The organism is Mucilaginibacter sp. UYCu711, assembly GCF_050433825.1.
Taxonomy (GTDB): domain Bacteria; phylum Bacteroidota; class Bacteroidia; order Sphingobacteriales; family Sphingobacteriaceae; genus Mucilaginibacter.
Genome location: NZ_JBNPWM010000009.1, coordinates 99066 through 114906 on the forward strand (window position 1 = coordinate 99066; position 15841 = coordinate 114906).

Sequence of the window (15841 nt, forward strand, 5' to 3'; positions counted from 1 at the left end):
TACACCACAACTGCTTTTGCGCAGGCCGGTTAAAAACCCGTCAGACTATCTGGCTGACCCACAAAGTTTTTTTGATGATGTTTTTTTCAGGACTGCACTACGGGTGGCTAAGCCTAATACAAGAAGCTATGGGACATAAAACGGAGGAAATGACGAGAACCTATCTGGAAGAGTATGACGATGAATTAGTATCCAGTAGTATTGAAGAGGCATTAGATTAGTCGTAATTGTGCAAGTTGCGCTTGCACAATTGATCATACATTAAACCTGTAATCCGATTTTATAAATTGGCATTTTCTAATGTGGCGGCAGGTTTTCCATTTATTCCAAGCTGCACCAGTTCCGCAATGAATTTGGCGAAAGGACCGATATCACCATCAACGCTGGCAACTTCGAGGGAAGACATATATTCTACCCTTCTTTCCACCGGTATAACCGTCCATGGATAGCCGCCAGAAGAGAGCATTACGTTCATCATAAACCTGCCCATCCTGCCGTTGCCGTCCATATAAGGGTGAATATTGACTAATACGAAATGTCCTAAAACAGTTCTTACGGAAGCTTCGGGTTCACCGGCAAGCAATTCAAAAAGCAATGGCATGGCATCTCTTAATGCGGTCACGTTCAAGGGGACATGTTTGGACCCGCCGATATAAACCTGGTTGGTTCTATAACCGGCCAGATCACCGACCTTCAATATGCCGGCAGTTACACTGGGGGCAAAGAGCTCCCGATACCAATCCTGATGTTCTTCATCCGCTACCGTGCCGGAATTTTCTCCATTCAATATTTTATGGATGCTATCTTTAACAACCTGAAAAGCTTGCCAATAACCGCGTGCGGCCATCGCATCCCTTTGCCTGCGATCATTCTCATTTCCTTCACTGTTCCATTCCCCGCTGCGCACTTTTTCTATTAGTTCAGGCGCAACCCGGTATCTTTCTATAGATAATGAATGATAAGCGTCAGTTACATAGACATCTTCTACAGCCTGGATGTAGGCCGCTTTATTCTGTGGTATACCAGGTTCTGGCGGAAATACTTTTATTACTTTATCTCTCATGTTATTCCACATCAATCTGATCCGGTTCGCATAAGGTGAACTATCTCTAAAGGACAGGTTGACATCTACTTTCGTTTCAAAAGGGTCTCTCTCCCGGACATCATGACCTGCAGCTTTCATGGATTTTAAAACATCATCCGCTATCCTGTCGCGGCCAATATTCCGGAAGGCACCGCAAAGTCTCCCGGCGATAGTACTATGCCCGCCATTTAACAGTATCGATAAAACCTCTGATGAATCACGAATCAAAGCTAATGCCGCCCTGGCGTCCATCGGATTATCAGCAAAAATAGATGAGGAGCTATATACCAGGGAAGCCGGTAAGTTATAAACAATAATACCAATTTGTGTATCTCTGAGTTCTTCCGTAGGTAACTCACCCCGCATGTGAAACAGCGAAGTATGAAATGGTAAATCCGTCTTAAAATTTGCTGCATCCGGCGCTTTTACCACTAATTGGGCCGGAACGGTCTGGTTACCGGAATGGAGCTGCAAAGATTGCTCCGGTGATAATATATATTGATGTCTATACCTAAAATTGATATAACTGCCACAGAAATTCCAATAATTTGCGTACCAGTATGTGCTGTCGCCTGGGCGTTCTTCCGGACTGGCTGGTATATACCAGCCTTTCAGCACCTCTTTAAGGAACCCATTTTTTACCAGCCGCTGTCGGTAAGTGGTACTAATTTCTTTGGTATTGATCGCTACCATACCCCTTTTTTGAAGTGTATGTAAAGCTTCTAAAGCATCTCCTAATTTTTCTGCGGGTGTTGTCATTGTCATGGATTCTTATGTTGATCAAAAGTATCGCAATTATCGCTGTCCTCATCTTAATCAAATGTAACAAAATTATAATTATCAATCGCGTTAAAATTATAATAATCGAACGTTCGATAATTATGATAATCAAATGTGTTAAAAATAAATGGTCAGAAGAATGAAAATAGTGCTCATAAGTACCAAGAACAAACCGACCAAGAGGACTAGCGGTTTATTCAGGAATTAAAGTTATTCCTGAATAAATAAAAAGCTCCAAACCACTTGCTGACGGAACTCTTAACTCAAACCTATGTACGAATAAGGTTGAAGTTTTATTTAACCAAAACATTCAGTCTGTTTAACGCTTGTATTGGTAAAACCTTCAAGAAAAATCATTCAACTAATAGCTTGTAACGGGGTTTACTAATAAATGAGCATTATGGAGCATTACAGGCAGATCAATGAATTTTTAGCAGATTCCTCTTTTTTCTATTCGATAGCCATTGGAATGGATAGCAAGTATGCGTATGTCAGTACGAACTATAACCGGAACTTTGACCAGTCCAATGATTCATTATTGGGTAAAGATTTCTCCGTTACGCTGAATCCGGAGGATATTGCCATTTGTGCGGAAGTAGGTATGCAATGTTTTCAAAGTCCGGGAATACTTTTCCCGGCAACTCTTCGAAAACATGATGGTAAGGGTGGGTTTGTTATTACGCAATGGGAAATGAAATCGTATTTTGATGAGCAGGACCAGCCTGCCGGTATTTTTTGCATTGGCTATAATATCACAGAGTATGTGGACACCCGCAGCAGGCTAGCGGATGCAACAACTGAAATAGCGGTAAAAAATGAAAAGCTAAACGACATCAGTTTTATGCAGTCTCATGTCATTCGCAAGCCGCTGGCTAATATTATGGGTTTGGCGGATATTTTGGAATCTATGAATGTCCAGGGTAATCAAAAAAATATTAATAAAATGATGATTTCCAGTGCGAAAGAACTGGATATGGTCATCCGGAATATTTCAGCTACTGCCGATTGATTTAGGTGGCTACAGTTTTGCAGGCGGTTGAAAAATGGTGTAATAGTTACAACATTAAGCTATCAGGTTTGTTAAACACATATGAAAAATCCATTTGAAAAAGAAGATCATACCGGCCTGATCGTTGGCCTGGCTGTTGGCGTTGCAGCCGGATCGGCTTGGGCTATTTATTCCTGACCAATAAGGGCGCGCAAATCAGTCGGAAATTTAAGGAAGCGGTCAGCGAAAGGCGGCTGCGGTGATCGATAAGAAAACCATCATTCCTAAAAAAGTTGCCAAAGTGTCGAACTATGCGGTCATTAAGGACTAATATGAAAAAAGGAACCACTTTGATCGCATTGCAGCAGGTGCCAGCCTTGCGTGGCTGGCTTATTCCCTTTGGCCAAAAAAGAAAGTGCCGGAGAGCGCAATTGTAGACCCATTCGAAAAAGAACGCTACCTGGGTAAGTGTAACGAAGTGGCCAGGCTACCCAGCCTGATCGAAAAAGACCTGCGCGACCTGACGGAAGAATATAGCCTGAACAAAGACGGCACGATCAAAGTGATCACCCGCGCTTTCAATTCAGTGAAAAACAAACCGGTAGAAGCCACAGGCACCATCAATTCCGAGGTGCTGAAACCGCGGGCAATTAGAGGTCGCCTATTTTCTGCCGATTTATCTGGATTACAATATCCTCGATATTGATGAGCATTACCAGTGTGCGCTGGTATCCGGCAGAGGCATAAGGTATCTGTGGTTACTGTCCCGCGAGAGCAGTATGCCCGAGGAAATGAAACAACGTTTCCTGCAAAAAGCAATTGGACTCGGCTTCGAGATCAGTAAACTGGAATGGATGGATTATTGATAATCCTGCCTGAATTGTTAAAAAACCGATTAGGTGTTCTTCCAGCAGATCTGTGTTGTAATCAGACTGGTTAGTTTGAGGGCTGACGATCATTTCATCATCGCTCACGGTAATGGTCATAGCCGGACCTTCGATGACTTCGGGAATAATACATTGATCACGTCATAGACTTGCTAATATTCGATCGCCAGGTTTGAACCCAGCTTTTCATTGATATAAGTGAATAAATCCGGGAGGCTTGACCAGGCGATTCCGTAGGATGTAAAGCACCGATTTGTTTATCGCTTCAGAGAATGGCAATTAAACTACTATCGCCTGAAGGCGATAGATTTGTAATCGGCTGAAGCCATCTAAAGTCCGTCTGAAACTGTAAAGTCTTCATCGGTTGCATTTTCATCTTGATTCTTGATATACTCCAAGATCATCTCATCTGTTATGTTTCCCGATGTTGCTACAAAGTATCCGCGCGCCCACAAATATCTACCCCAAAATTCGCGCGATAATTGTTTGTTTTCTTGTAGCAACTTGAACGAGCTCTTCCCTTTTAAGTACTGCACTAACTAACTTACTTATCGCCAGATGAGGTGGCACCGAAACAAACAAGTGAACATGATCTTTCGATATATGACCTTTTAGTATTTCGACTTCGTTTTCCTTACAGATAAACCGCAACAACTCTCTAACCCGCTCTGCTACTATCCCAACCATCACTTTCTTCCTATATTTCGTTATCCAAACTATATGGTACTTACAAGCATACGTCGTATGCGAGGTCTTTCGGTAGTTTTGCATACAACAAAGATATTAAACTAAAGTCTTCGCCTGAAGGCGAGGGATTTTCCCCCTGATGTTTATATTAATAGTTAATGAATTGATATGGTCACAGTGTCGCGAAACCAATTGTTCGCTATTCCGGAACGAGGTGATCAATGGCTCCGGAATGTCAATTTTCTCCTTGATGACATTTAAGGATAGTGAGATGTTACTAGCTTGCAGAGCAGCATTTTCAATGTGGTTCATCAATGATAGGCCAATACCTTTCCCCTGAATTCCCGGCAATATATAAATTTTGTGAATTTTCGTTATAGATTGTTGCTCGTAATCGAGTTCATACGAAGCGTAAACAAAATAATCACCATTTTCACTCGCTAGAATAAAGAGATGCCGAGTTCTATTGTCTGTTTTAATAACGCATCCGGATTATACATCCATTCCAGCATATAGGTGATCTGATCTTTAGAAAGTATACTGCCAAATTTATGTGGCCAAGTATCATTCGCTATGCGGTTTATTATTTTGAAATGTTCTTGTTTAGCTATGACTATTTCCATGTTTAAGTATATTGGAAGATGTAACTGTCAAATTAATATTGAGATATTTGTATTTCATACACCTATTAAAAACAAAGATGAACTATAATCCAAAGAAAACGCCAATAGAATGTAATGATATGACAGAAATCAGACTGGAAATAGATCATTTGGATGAATCTATTATTTCATTGATCGGTACGCGTTATGGATATGTTAAAGCAGCAGCAAAATTCAAAAAAAATGTCGCCGATGTTAAGGCACCGGAGCGCTTTAAAGCTATGCTCAGGGAAAGAAGACTGTGGGCCTCCGAAAATGGATTAAACCCGGACGTTATCGAAAAGATATATACCGATCTGGTTAGTTATTTTATTTCAGAAGAAATGCAGCACTGGAAAAAGCGATCGTAAGTTAATATTTATACCTGCTATTGCTGATAGTATAACTTTCCGCTCAATAAAGTTTCTGTCCCTGTTAAGGATTTGTTTCCTGCCGACAAATCTTATAGGCATCGAGGTATATATGATTCAATTAGCCCATTTAATCCCCCGAAATAGCGATGTATCAGTTTTCTGTCTACCTGTGCTTGCCGAGCAATTTTAGTTATGGTTAACCCGTTAAATCCATAAGTCTTAATCACCACTCCAACGGACCCGATTAACCGGCGTTTCGTGTCATTCTTATTTCGTTTCAAAGAATTTTGTAAATCTTCTTTCATAATCGATTATAAATTTCCCAAAATGATTCTTGGACGAAGATATATCCCAATTTTAACTTGTTGACATCATAACTGTTCAACTAAAGGCAAAAAGTATAATTTTAATTTAGCTTGCAAACGGCCAACGTAACGATTGCAAAGAATATCGCTATCTGAATGATATAAAAAATATTAAGTTTAATCACCTTGCCGCTAACCTTTTCACCTGCATCAATATTTTTTTTGGACAAATTGTTTTCGATCTGTTTGAGCTGCTTTCCTCCAAAAAATATTCCATTAAGCGCAAGCACCACGACCAGTAACAATTTTGACTGAAGCCATAACTGATGCAGAAAAATGCCGCCCGTTATCCATGTCAAGCCTATTCCGGAAAGAGTCAATAATATCCCTCCTGCCGTTAAAACTGTAGTTAGGCCTGACATGAGCCTTCTTATTCCACCAACTACCTCCCCGTTAAATTTAAATTGGAAGATCAAAATACGATAAGCTACAAATTCGGTAACCGTCGTTCCGGCCATCAATACAAAGCCGGTAAGATGTGCGATCAGCAGGAGTTGTCTCAGCATTAATATATTCATATCAGGTTGTGGTTTTTTGTGTATCCCTGAATAATAGAAAACTGGTAGTCACCATATAAAATGTGGTTATTCCGTGGACGAGCTGTGAAAGGGCTGGCCCGTGATTCAAGTAAACAAGCAAGCAATCTGTAGCCGGGACAATGATAGCCGCCGTATAGACGTAAGCTGTTGCCTTCCCCATTTTAAAAAAGAGTAAGGGTAAAAGCGCTAAACCGGAAAATATATCACGGATCTCTTTTATCCTACCAAAGGCAAGGTCCGCATTGCTGGACAGCGGAATTCCAAATCCTGCCGCACCGGCTCGCGGAACCAGTATGAACCTAACGCCTATGAAAATAATTCCTACCACGATGAGCAGGGCCATCCAGGATACCGAGCGGAAGCCCCAATGAGCCGTTTCAACTTTTGTTTTCATGTTATAATCTATTTATAACACAAAGGTCATAAACAAAAAATACGCTTTCGTTCACTCAGGTTAATTAATGCTTTCCGGTCAGCCGCTTTCTTATCCGGCTTAATGACTGAGGCTTTATCCCAACATAGGAGGCGATATAGTATTGCGGTATGGGTTGCCCGATCTCGGGGAACTTCGATAAAAAAAGCTGATAGCGAGCTTCGGGCGGATCATTATAAAGCGACCGCACTTGGTAGATCAGGTTGATATAAACCCATCTAATGATCCTTCAAAAACAACGGAAGACCAGTTTTCATTCGTTTCAAAACTACGTACCGGTTTAAACTCATCAACGGCAGTTGCGGCAGCACTTAGCATAGTGGCGGCTTTTCCTATTCCTTCGACGGGTTGTTTGCCTGCCGGGGGCATTACTGTAACGTTAGTTGTAAATGTTGCGCCTACATTACTTTTATTGCCTGCGGCAACTGCAACAGCGTAGTTATTTATGATCGTATTCATTATATTAGTTTTAATGTTCGTCAATTTTTGGTGATTAATCTTTCAAAAGCATGCGTAATGGACTTAGTGGTGCCAATGGGATCAGTTCAAAATCCATCATTCGGGCCACGCCCAAAGGCAGTGCTTTCATTATTTTTCAGATTTGTCTTTATCGCTGAGGTTAAGCAGGAATACTGCGCCGCTTGCATCAGGCTTTACCCACCATTGATCAATAATCCCATCCAGATAAAGCCTTACCGTAGCCGGTACTTCTGCCGTGATTACAGCTGTTCTTGTGGCTGAGTCAATGGCTTTTGCTATTAAGCCGCCGATGGCTAAAATTTTTGTAAACTGGCTGACAAATGGGAAATAAAAAAGCCCAGGGGGTGGCCAAACAAATAATTTTATAGAAAATCATCTGGCCACGTGAGCAGCCACCCCTGAGCTATGCAAATATATGCAAAGTTAAATCTGCACAGCAATTAAAGCAGCTAACTAAATGTTGCTGCTTTTTTATTAGCCCATCTCTGCTATGCGATAAACCCATACAATATTTATTTGCCATAATATTTAATCATAAGAGACATTCAAGAAAAATAATTAACTCATAATAACAATTTAAATGATTTTAGCGTTAGAAAGTCTGATTAGCAATTAGCTAATTTCAACTACATGAATAAAGAATTAATAGGTGCAGATTTGAAAGCACGCCGTAAAGAGAGAAAAATAACGCAAAGGGAACTTGCCGCTATGCTTAATGTAAAAGATGATACTATCCGGAACGTTGAAAATGGAGTATCTTTCATTTCTATGAAGAGACTAATGCAAATTTGCGAAGCCTTAGATATGGAGGTTTCAGTAACTCCAATTAAGAGGGCCAAGTCGGCTTAAGGGATCTTAAAAGCACGCCACATACTCCATCCCAACAACAAAAGCCGGCTCCCTACAAACCGGCTTTTACTCTAACTAATTACCACGGCACTAAACCTTTGTGCTTGTACGAGGTAGGGTTATAGAAGGTTGCAATTTATTCTCATTAAAGACAATTTTTAAGCTTTTACGGGCAATTTGTACAGTAAACAAACATCACTAGGGACGTTTCGCCCTACTTAGCTTTGATGGGCAGTGTTCCCTTGTTGGGTTTGCCTCAATGATTTTATATATTTACGATATGAATAAAGAACTACTCGAAAAATTACTATTAACTACCCTCACGCCCTATTTGTTAATGAGCGATGAGGTAGCCGATATACACTTGAAAAACGTTAACTTATCTATTAATGATAGAGTTGGGGATTCAATGGATGGGTTACAGGTTATTATTTTTGATAATCTGCTGCCCCGCCATTTTCACGTTAAAAATAAAGATGGCAGTCTTAATGCAAAATTTACTATTGATGGCTGTAAGTATTTGAGCGGGGAAATCAGTGATGCTGATTTGAAAAAAATAGAATTATTTGCTAAAAGCAATAAAGGTGAAATTATTTTACATACTATCCTATCACCTTATATTGGGTAAAACATGATGCTTATCGGCAATGTGCCCGGAGCGCTTTGATTGCCTGATGAATCACTCACCCCCGCAAACAAAGAAAGCCGGCTACAACACCGGCTTTCACATTTAAACTGAATCATGACACCAAACCCATGTGCTTATACGGGGCTTGGTGTGGGAAGGTTGCACGTTAAATTATCTTACCATTAGCCCCCTAAACTCCCTGCGGCTGCCTACCCGGATAACATTAACTCGCAATTTTCATCAATACATCCCGTGTCAGGCACTTCGTTAAGAATCCTGATACGTACTTATTTTCTATAGCCTTACGAACATCGCGAGGATCTAACGATGAGGATAACATGAAAATTTTTGTATGCGCTTTATCGATATCCAGTTGATCATATTCAGCTAAAAATTCAAACCCACTCATTTCGGGCATACGAATATCCAAGAAAATGATATCAGGCTTGATCTTCCCGCTACTTAAAAGTAAAAGGGCTTTTTCAGGAGCTTCGGTTATAACAACTTCAATCGCAAAATTGTCCATTTTAATAATCTCTGAATTTATTAAATTGTCCAAATGACTATCGTCTATGAGTAAGCAGGTACGAAATGGGGTTTTCATGGTGTATTTTTAACCTAGGTAACCAATTGTGTGCCACAACGTAAATTGAGACGGTAATGTTACCAAATTTTTCCATTAGCCCCTAAGCTCCCACTAGCCGAGCCGATATTTTTATCCATCGAGGTGAGTAAGACCCTCACTTCGCAAAGAATGGCTGGCCATGGTATTTGGTGTGATGGTTAGCATGAACTTTACGGAATAAAATTATCATCAATCAATATCCCGCTAACAAAGAGCATATAGCGATAAGTGCCACCAGGATAAGTATATTGAACGACCGTTGATTTACCTGCCGCCCAAGTCAACCCTCCATCACGAACTACTAAAGATTGACTAGCGTCTAATTGTACTAACCCGCCCGATAAAATATTAGCATCTGCCCCTGCGTCATCTGTTGTGAATATACCTTGTGAAGTAATACATGCACCGAAGGGTGGCGAAATCAGGCGATCTGATTGTTTGGCTGCCTCATTATCTCAGAGGGCAATTGAGCGCCTGATTGCTTTATATGATTTAACAGCCTGTCGCTCATATCGCAAATACCGCCACCAGTGCAATAAATATTATCAGCGATCTTATGACTTTTAAGTGAATTATCATCTTTAAATTTCCAGTTGACAATCTCTCCGTTAAGCGAAGATCCGGCTCCACTGCTTTTGTCCTTGATCGCGTAAATATTTTCGCCCCAACGGCCTAACCCTAATATTGTAAATGACATAGGTTTTAATCTAAGTTCGGTTTATTGGATTTCCTACTTACAAAATGGATACCTGTTTTGTATTCAATAACACTAGTGAACAGATATTGGCCGCACGCTATTTTGACATCGGCCTCATGCATTATTTGTTTCCAGGTCAGATAGTATTTTCTGATATCGCAATATTAGGAGTCGGTGCCTTCGCTATGGTGGTAGATATCGACGTTTACGCCACTAGGGATATCTCGTTTTCGCGGAGTTTATCAATATTATGAGCCTGGGTTAATGTAACCAGCCGTCATTATCCCGCCCTGTATCCATCCCGGTAGGTTAGCCATGTGTGTGATCATTACAACTGCATGTTTTTAAATACCTCATCTATTTCGGATTGCGGTGTTCGCCGGGCCCTGGGACGTAATTGCCCTGCTTTTTAAAGCTTGGTATTATTTCACCGGCAATATCATCCAGCTCTCTGTCTGTCAGGTTTGAGCTGGCTCCCTTCTCAGGTTCGGTGCCGGTTATCTCGGCAACCCAACCCATAAAGTCGGCTCTGTCTGCAAAATCCAAACGGTCAATGTGTTGGATCGCCCTGCTCTTTGCCTCTTCAGATTGGCCTTGCATGCGCGAAAGAATAATTTCATTCCGCATTTCAATTTACTGCTCTCTATCTGTCATTTTTTAATACCTCAAATGTGTCAAACTGTAAATTGTCGAATGTTGCCTCCTTAAGGAGTATCATGCGGTCTTTGTCATCTCCGAACACAGGTTGGCGGTGTAATTCCAGAGTACCCTCTTTGCCTGCTTTAGGCAGCCGTGCATACACGTAGTAAGGCTCAGGTGATGGCCTGATACTAAATAGGCTGGCTTTATATCGTAGGATAGATTGTCACCTACCACTTTACCGCTGCCCAGGCCAGTGCTTAGCTTTTTAAGATCATCAAACCCACCGAACGTTTTAACAAGGCCAAGAAATTTTATTTTAGGCGCTATTGGCGCTGTTATCGTTTTTTGCATGTTTAGCGGTTGAATTGGTTTTGCATTCTTTTTTGGCTTTCGAGATAGCCGGCTGCCCATTTAACGGTTTCGGGTATTATTTTAACCTGCTTGTCCTTTGGGCATTTAAAGAACTGGTTTATATGGGCGTCAACTTGGTAGCCGCGACCGCCATTCATATCATAAACACTCATGGGCATACCCAACGTAAACAGGGCACTTCTAACGATGCTTGCATGTTCAATAGCGCGGTGTAGATCAAATGATCGGCTTCGGTTTCCACATACAGGTGGCAATAGCTTTCTAAAAGCTGCTCCTTTGTTTTATCAGATATGCATAACTCGCCGCCAATAAGAGACAGCCGCTTTGCCGTCAAGAACATGGTACGGTCTTTATCCAATCCGTATGGACTCGGTGCCGCATCAGTATTAACAAATGCCGAACATGCCCTTATGAAGTTAGCTATCGTTTCCTCGGTACCGGCCAGCACTATGCGCTTTAATGTTGAGTTTTTAACCAGCGTTTTGTCCAGGTGATCACTCAGTGATTTTCTATAGTTATCGATAACCGTGTTATGATTACCGGCAATTATGTCAATAAAAATATCATTGGTGATTGAACCTATTTCGAATTGATCAAACGCTTCCACTACCGGCGCAAATGTTGCTCGAAACTTTCGCAGATCCCCGCAAATGCTTTTCAGCAAATCGTTATCTTGTTTAATTAATGTTCTGTCCATAATTATATCGCAGTTAATTGTGTGGCCTTACGATCCGCATAGGTAACAGCGGCTCTAACAATGCCAGGGTTGATAGTTATTTGCTTGTTTGTAGCTATAGTAAGGAAATTACTCAAGTAAGCTTTAGCGTTGCTTCCTGGTTTCCCGTCGGGTGGAGTAAATGGTATACCTAATGTCTCAAGTTTGCCCTGAATACCGCTAAACTGTCGGCAAGAGTCTGCGCAAGGGTTGTTAATTGGCCTTCGGTAACAGTGTCAGTATAAACCGGCAGTAAGAGTCCGCGATCGTTTCTTTGGCCTGATCCGATATAGCCAGTTGATTATTTACTAAGGAAATATCCGCAACTTTTAATTTACCATCACGAGGTGTATAACGGACTTCATATTGTGGCTTGGCTTCGGCATTGGCAAAATCCCGAACGGCAAGGTAAAATCTGTCATAGGTCCTACTATAAGCCCCGTTTCCACGTACTCCGATATATCTGATATAAGAGAGGTGGCTAATAAGTTATCTATCACATTAGCATGATAACGCTGCACGATAGGCTCCGCATTGCCGGCTTTAATCAAAGCAAAGTCAGCATCGGAAATATTGCCAGAGCCGACAGCCGAATAGGTGGTCTTTACACGCTCGAATAAGGGAACGAAGTATTTAATGTCTGACATGATTGCGTTTAAAAGCCTGTCGTCCTGGCTTACTAGTAATTTGCTCATTATGCTATAAGTTTTTTAGTAGGATACATCACACCGGCAAGGCCTATAAACAATTCCCTTTTTACCTCAGGACTGCCATTGATAAGCTCGTCTTCGATGGCAGATAATGCTTTTTCGAGTAAGCCTTCAAGAAGTTGTTTTATTCGCTTTGCATGGGTGTTGCCGCTTGGGTTACCGCTGGTTCCTGATTTAATGATGTGCTGTTTGCTCCCATTGGATGTATGATTTTTTCATCCCGGTGGTGTTGATTTCTCTTTTGAACGGCTTAGAGAGAATTGCTAACGATTGCAAGGCAGATGCTTATATTAATAAGCCTTTTAATATTGATGTGCTTACAAATACCATCGATACATTTCTTCGCGGAAATCAAACGCTTGGACCTGTCGCTTAACTACTTGCCTAATTATCTACCACCAATAGAAAATAATTTTCTTCTTTCTTTAACATTTAACCATACTGGCCCGGTTTTCGTGGAAAATGAATAATACAAACTGCCACCATGAAAGGAAAGATTCTCGTACTTGAAGATGATGAAGACATCGTTTCTTTAATCACAATTATTTTGGAGGACAATGGGTATGAAATTAAGGCATTACTATCTGGTGATACCGTCTTCGAAGAAATTGATATGTTCAAACCTAATTTGGTTTTAATGGACATTATGTTAGGAACGATGGATGGAAGAGAGATTTGTAGAAAAATAAAATCTGTATATCGGCAACCGGTCATTTTAATTTCAGCCAGTTACAAGATTAAGAGTACATTAAAGCCGCCTGGAGCGCCTGACGATTTTATAGCCAAGCCGTTTGACATTGATCACCTTCTATTCAAGGTTGCGGAACATTGCGCCATTACTGGCCCGGGCAATTAATCCAATAACTTTCGCAAACAATTTCGCATTTCACTCCTTAAGTAATTAGATTTTTTTCAAATAATAAATGTACCCCTTTAGCTGCCCGGTCTCCAACGGGGCAGCTTTTTTATTTCCCAGATAGTTTGTATTATAGCAGGCTGAAGTTTGGTTTTTCGAGTGTTTTCATTATGTTTGTATTTGAGTAGAGTTTTTCAATTAGGGCTCCTGTTTGGTGTAATAACTGGCAGGAGCTTTTTTATTTAATTCGTAATGCTTTTATTGTCCTGAATTATTACTAAATTTGAGTTCATATACTATTTTTAAATTGCTCCTGTGCCCGGGCAGGCCCAGGGGCTTTTTTATTCTACCCTGATTATGTCCATTGTATATAAATCTCTATAGTACAGTTTGTTTTATATTCCGGAGCCATTGATCACCTCGTTCCGGAATAGCGAACAATTGGTTCCGATACGCATTGACCATATCAATTCACTGACGATTAATTGTCATTTTCTAAAGCTATTACACAAATCGGTGCTTTACATCCTACGGAATCGCCTGGTCAAGCCTCCCGGATTATCCATAGAAAGAGCAGATTTGAGGATTGTGCTTTACATAGAATTTGGGCAAAGCCTTATTCTAATATGGCGTTTTGTTATTGAAAATTATCGATCACCTTAAAATCTTGGAATTTGAGGTGCCGCTTAAATTTGGCATTAAACATCTTGAGAACATAAAATCTGTATAGGATTTTTTTGGAGTATCAATTTAAGAAATAGTCCTATATCAAGAAATTTACATGTCCATTTTTATTAAATAAATGAACATGTGTATTCGATTCGTCCATTATGTGATAGGAAAGGCGGAAACGTTAATAGGCGTCTTGATTATGCATAGAATTATGTCGTTACTATATTTCATTTTTTTAAAGCTTCCCACGGGTTCCAATAGTTTAAAAACATCGATTTAATAAGTAAATATAATAAATGACTTATATTAAATAATAAACTAATAGCCAACCAGAAGTTGAAAATGACCCATATACAATTCCCAAAATAACATAATCGAAAGTTTTTTTGTAATTTTGTTATAAAGAGGACAAGTCATGAAAAAAACAGGTATTCAAGCAGGTTGAGAAACCCAACACTCCTTCTTTAAAGTAAAAACACATTCTATTACCGAAATTTTAGCTGCCGGGGGCGCTACTGGGTTCGCTGCCAAAATGGATAAAAAATCGCAAAATCTCGCGGCGCGCCTTAAAGATTTCCCAAAGGAAGCTTTCCTAATAGATGACGAAGCATAATCAGCATTGGAACCGCTAAAAAACAGTAAATGAATTTATTGTTTGATACAAACATCCTTATCCATCTTGCCAAGGATTACTCCTTAAAATTACTACAACGTGTTAACCACAATAACGATAGATATTCATATCGGTTGCTACAGTAGCTGAATTAAAATTCATTGCTCTGCAAAACGGCTGGGGAGCGAAAAAGCAGGGGTTGGTTGATGTTCTACTAGACGAGATGCTGGTTATTGAAATTAATAAAAATCTCATTGACACTTATGCTGAGATAGACGCCTACTCTCAATGTAAAATCCGTCTTTCAATGATTACCCAAATACTGCCCGTAATATGGGCAAGAATGATCTTTGTATTGCTTCCACGGCCGCTTTACTTGGTCTGATGCTCATGACTACGGATGCTGATTTCGATCATCTTAACAAAGTATTTTTCGAAATTCACAAAATGGATCCAGCGGATCTCAAAATTTAAAAACTTCAAATAATATTGACAGCTTTGGCAATACTGTTACCGATAAATAATTTATTAACATATTCCAATCGCTTACGATGCACAGCAATATTAACAGGATATCCATATAGTAAACAAATCTGTCATCTTGTTCGCATTAAAGTTTCTAATATTCTACACAGCATGTAGAATATTGACAGGTAAGCTTAATATATCCGACATTAAGGATAAGCAAACTATTTGCGCAGTTTTGCCGTTGATAAATTTTAAGCTGCCTATGTATTTCTTAAACCTCAAAGCATTTCATCCAACCGTTGGTGTCAATACAAATAACAATAGTAAATATCCGTTCCTGCAATCAACCGATAGTCTATTAGGACCTGATGATTTTCACTTCAACTTTGACAGCAGCTTTCTTTCTGACAAGATTGAACTGAATGAAGGCCAGCAATTTTATGTGAGTGAACCTAATTTGCTGAAGGTTTTTAAGAATACATTACCGGCAGATAACAAGATACCGGTCAATAACATCAAGCCAATTGAAGAAGCTTACACTAAAGAATTGGCAGGACTGTTTTATAATGGGTATACAACTGGCTCTGCGCAGTTTTATGAGGAGATCGACCAGGCTTTTTTATCCCTGGAGCTGGAGCAGAAAAAGCAGTCCTTCCGGGATTTTATTTCTTACTGCTATGCCAATCTATATTTGAAGGCTTTGCCATTCCTGAAGTACTATATGCATTAGGCTATA

The 15841-nt window shown here is 40.2% G+C and carries 21 protein-coding genes and 1 pseudogene; 8 read left to right on the forward strand and 14 right to left on the reverse strand.

Annotation, left to right across the window (positions count from 1 at the left end; all coding sequences use genetic code 11):
• Window positions 1–280: 280 nt before the first annotated feature.
• A complete protein-coding gene (locus ABIB50_RS18830) occupies window positions 281–1843 on the reverse strand; it encodes a Fic family protein (RefSeq protein ID WP_429382249.1) in 1563 nt (520 codons plus the stop codon).
• 421 nt (window positions 1844–2264) lie between these two features.
• Here ABIB50_RS18830 and ABIB50_RS18835 point away from each other — a divergent pair, with 421 nt between their 5' ends.
• The 3 genes from ABIB50_RS18835 (at window position 2265) to ABIB50_RS18845 (ending at window position 3718) form a co-directional block, all read left to right on the forward strand.
• On the forward strand, window positions 2265–2873 hold the full coding sequence (locus ABIB50_RS18835; RefSeq protein ID WP_429382251.1) for a hypothetical protein: 609 nt from the start codon (window positions 2265–2267) through the stop codon (window positions 2871–2873).
• Between the two features lie 394 nt (window positions 2874–3267).
• Window positions 3268–3558, forward strand: a complete 291-nt coding sequence (locus tag ABIB50_RS18840) for a lipocalin family protein (RefSeq protein WP_429382253.1) — start codon at window positions 3268–3270, stop codon at window positions 3556–3558.
• Window positions 3554–3718: a lipocalin family protein gene (locus ABIB50_RS18845; RefSeq protein ID WP_429382594.1), complete on the forward strand. Its 165-nt coding sequence runs from the start codon at window positions 3554–3556 to the stop codon at window positions 3716–3718. The genes ABIB50_RS18840 and ABIB50_RS18845 overlap by 5 nt, the downstream gene beginning before the upstream one ends.
• Window positions 3719–4068: 350 nt before the next feature.
• Here the strand turns inward: ABIB50_RS18845 and tnpA are convergent.
• The 3 genes and pseudogenes from tnpA to ABIB50_RS18860 all read right to left on the reverse strand — a co-directional run bounded on the left by tnpA (window position 4069) and on the right by ABIB50_RS18860 (window position 5049).
• Window positions 4069–4510, reverse strand: a pseudogene (gene tnpA / locus ABIB50_RS18850) (IS200/IS605 family transposase).
• A 12-nt stretch (window positions 4511–4522) separates the two neighbouring features.
• Entirely contained in the window at window positions 4523–4906 is a 384-nt protein-coding gene (locus ABIB50_RS18855; RefSeq protein ID WP_429382595.1) for a GNAT family N-acetyltransferase, read from the reverse strand.
• Window positions 4867–5049: a hypothetical protein gene (locus ABIB50_RS18860; RefSeq protein ID WP_429382255.1), complete on the reverse strand. Its 183-nt coding sequence runs from the start codon at window positions 5047–5049 to the stop codon at window positions 4867–4869. The genes ABIB50_RS18855 and ABIB50_RS18860 overlap by 40 nt, the downstream gene beginning before the upstream one ends.
• 77 nt (window positions 5050–5126) lie before the next feature.
• On the opposite strand from ABIB50_RS18860, the gene ABIB50_RS18865 reads away from it, so the two are divergent.
• On the forward strand, window positions 5127–5438 hold the full coding sequence (locus tag ABIB50_RS18865; protein ID WP_429382257.1) for an isochorismate lyase: 312 nt from the start codon (window positions 5127–5129) through the stop codon (window positions 5436–5438).
• Window positions 5439–5530: 92 nt separating this feature from the next.
• Here ABIB50_RS18865 and ABIB50_RS18870 read toward each other — a convergent pair whose 3' ends face one another.
• The 4 genes from ABIB50_RS18870 to ABIB50_RS18885 form a co-directional block, all read right to left on the reverse strand.
• Window positions 5531–5746, reverse strand: a complete 216-nt coding sequence (locus ABIB50_RS18870) for a TetR/AcrR family transcriptional regulator (protein WP_429382258.1) — start codon at window positions 5744–5746, stop codon at window positions 5531–5533.
• Window positions 5747–5847: 101 nt separating this feature from the next.
• A complete protein-coding gene (locus tag ABIB50_RS18875; RefSeq protein ID WP_429382260.1) occupies window positions 5848–6324 on the reverse strand; it encodes a hypothetical protein in 477 nt (158 codons plus the stop codon).
• Between the two features lies 1 nt (window position 6325).
• The gene (locus ABIB50_RS18880) at window positions 6326–6739 is read right to left on the reverse strand and encodes a DUF4267 domain-containing protein (RefSeq protein WP_429382263.1); all 414 of its coding nucleotides are present in this window, start codon (window positions 6737–6739) and stop codon (window positions 6326–6328) included.
• Between the two features lie 237 nt (window positions 6740–6976).
• Window positions 6977–7237 (reverse strand): hypothetical protein, encoded by a 261-nt coding sequence (locus tag ABIB50_RS18885; protein WP_429382265.1) that lies wholly within the window; start codon window positions 7235–7237, stop codon window positions 6977–6979.
• A 651-nt stretch (window positions 7238–7888) separates the two neighbouring features.
• On the opposite strand from ABIB50_RS18885, the gene ABIB50_RS18890 reads away from it, so the two are divergent.
• Window positions 7889–8107 carry a helix-turn-helix domain-containing protein gene (locus tag ABIB50_RS18890; RefSeq protein WP_429382267.1) on the forward strand — a complete coding sequence of 73 codons (219 nt, stop codon included), beginning with the start codon at window positions 7889–7891 and terminating at the stop codon, window positions 8105–8107.
• Window positions 8108–8387: 280 nt separating this feature from the next.
• Entirely contained in the window at window positions 8388–8735 is a 348-nt protein-coding gene (locus ABIB50_RS18895; protein WP_429382269.1) for a DUF4160 domain-containing protein, read from the forward strand.
• Between the two features lie 223 nt (window positions 8736–8958).
• On the opposite strand, the gene ABIB50_RS18900 is transcribed toward ABIB50_RS18895, so the two are convergent.
• The 6 genes from ABIB50_RS18900 to ABIB50_RS18925 all read right to left on the reverse strand — a co-directional run bounded on the left by ABIB50_RS18900 (window position 8959) and on the right by ABIB50_RS18925 (window position 12481).
• Entirely contained in the window at window positions 8959–9339 is a 381-nt protein-coding gene (locus ABIB50_RS18900) for a response regulator (RefSeq protein ID WP_429382271.1), read from the reverse strand.
• Between the two features lie 442 nt (window positions 9340–9781).
• Complete coding sequence (locus tag ABIB50_RS18905; RefSeq protein WP_429382273.1) at window positions 9782–10057, reverse strand: hypothetical protein; 276 nt, start codon at window positions 10055–10057, stop codon at window positions 9782–9784.
• A 357-nt stretch (window positions 10058–10414) separates the two neighbouring features.
• Window positions 10415–10684, reverse strand: a complete 270-nt coding sequence (locus ABIB50_RS18910) for a hypothetical protein (protein ID WP_429382274.1) — start codon at window positions 10682–10684, stop codon at window positions 10415–10417.
• A gap of 87 nt (window positions 10685–10771) precedes the next feature.
• Entirely contained in the window at window positions 10772–11050 is a 279-nt protein-coding gene (locus ABIB50_RS18915; protein WP_429382276.1) for a hypothetical protein, read from the reverse strand.
• Between the two features lie 169 nt (window positions 11051–11219).
• Window positions 11220–11768, reverse strand: a complete 549-nt coding sequence (locus ABIB50_RS18920; RefSeq protein WP_429382278.1) for a hypothetical protein — start codon at window positions 11766–11768, stop codon at window positions 11220–11222.
• 347 nt (window positions 11769–12115) lie between these two features.
• Window positions 12116–12481, reverse strand: coding sequence for a hypothetical protein (locus tag ABIB50_RS18925; protein ID WP_429382280.1), 366 nt, complete (start codon window positions 12479–12481; stop codon window positions 12116–12118).
• A 499-nt stretch (window positions 12482–12980) separates the two neighbouring features.
• Between ABIB50_RS18925 and ABIB50_RS18930 the strand changes: the two genes are divergently transcribed.
• Both ABIB50_RS18930 and ABIB50_RS18935 read left to right on the forward strand, forming a co-directional pair.
• On the forward strand, window positions 12981–13352 hold the full coding sequence (locus ABIB50_RS18930) for a response regulator transcription factor (RefSeq protein WP_429382282.1): 372 nt from the start codon (window positions 12981–12983) through the stop codon (window positions 13350–13352).
• Between the two features lie 2015 nt (window positions 13353–15367).
• Window positions 15368–15835 (forward strand): hypothetical protein, encoded by a 468-nt coding sequence (locus ABIB50_RS18935; RefSeq protein WP_429382284.1) that lies wholly within the window; start codon window positions 15368–15370, stop codon window positions 15833–15835.
• Window positions 15836–15841 lie beyond the last annotated feature (6 nt).

What these genes read in the sequence shown, in the direction of transcription:
- ABIB50_RS18830 (WP_429382249.1), bottom strand. Translation starts at nt 1,843, where the DNA reads ATGACAACACCCGCAGAAAAATTAGGAGATGCTTTAGAAGCTTTACAT.
- ABIB50_RS18835 (WP_429382251.1), top strand. Translation starts at nt 2,265, where the DNA reads ATGGAGCATTACAGGCAGATCAATGAATTTTTAGCAGATTCCTCTTTT.
- ABIB50_RS18860 (WP_429382255.1), bottom strand. Translation starts at nt 5,049, where the DNA reads ATGGAAATAGTCATAGCTAAACAAGAACATTTCAAAATAATAAACCGC.
- ABIB50_RS18865 (WP_429382257.1), top strand. Translation starts at nt 5,127, where the DNA reads ATGAACTATAATCCAAAGAAAACGCCAATAGAATGTAATGATATGACA.
- ABIB50_RS18870 (WP_429382258.1), bottom strand. Translation starts at nt 5,746, where the DNA reads ATGAAAGAAGATTTACAAAATTCTTTGAAACGAAATAAGAATGACACG.
- ABIB50_RS18875 (WP_429382260.1), bottom strand. Translation starts at nt 6,324, where the DNA reads ATGAATATATTAATGCTGAGACAACTCCTGCTGATCGCACATCTTACC.
- ABIB50_RS18880 (WP_429382263.1), bottom strand. Translation starts at nt 6,739, where the DNA reads ATGAAAACAAAAGTTGAAACGGCTCATTGGGGCTTCCGCTCGGTATCC.
- ABIB50_RS18885 (WP_429382265.1), bottom strand. Translation starts at nt 7,237, where the DNA reads ATGAATACGATCATAAATAACTACGCTGTTGCAGTTGCCGCAGGCAAT.
- ABIB50_RS18890 (WP_429382267.1), top strand. Translation starts at nt 7,889, where the DNA reads ATGAATAAAGAATTAATAGGTGCAGATTTGAAAGCACGCCGTAAAGAG.
- ABIB50_RS18895 (WP_429382269.1), top strand. Translation starts at nt 8,388, where the DNA reads ATGAATAAAGAACTACTCGAAAAATTACTATTAACTACCCTCACGCCC.
- ABIB50_RS18900 (WP_429382271.1), bottom strand. Translation starts at nt 9,339, where the DNA reads ATGAAAACCCCATTTCGTACCTGCTTACTCATAGACGATAGTCATTTG.
- ABIB50_RS18905 (WP_429382273.1), bottom strand. Translation starts at nt 10,057, where the DNA reads ATGTCATTTACAATATTAGGGTTAGGCCGTTGGGGCGAAAATATTTAC.
- ABIB50_RS18910 (WP_429382274.1), bottom strand. Translation starts at nt 10,684, where the DNA reads ATGCGGAATGAAATTATTCTTTCGCGCATGCAAGGCCAATCTGAAGAG.
- ABIB50_RS18915 (WP_429382276.1), bottom strand. Translation starts at nt 11,050, where the DNA reads ATGCAAAAAACGATAACAGCGCCAATAGCGCCTAAAATAAAATTTCTT.
- ABIB50_RS18920 (WP_429382278.1), bottom strand. Translation starts at nt 11,768, where the DNA reads ATGGACAGAACATTAATTAAACAAGATAACGATTTGCTGAAAAGCATT.
- ABIB50_RS18925 (WP_429382280.1), bottom strand. Translation starts at nt 12,481, where the DNA reads ATGAGCAAATTACTAGTAAGCCAGGACGACAGGCTTTTAAACGCAATC.
- ABIB50_RS18930 (WP_429382282.1), top strand. Translation starts at nt 12,981, where the DNA reads ATGAAAGGAAAGATTCTCGTACTTGAAGATGATGAAGACATCGTTTCT.
- ABIB50_RS18935 (WP_429382284.1), top strand. Translation starts at nt 15,368, where the DNA reads ATGTATTTCTTAAACCTCAAAGCATTTCATCCAACCGTTGGTGTCAAT.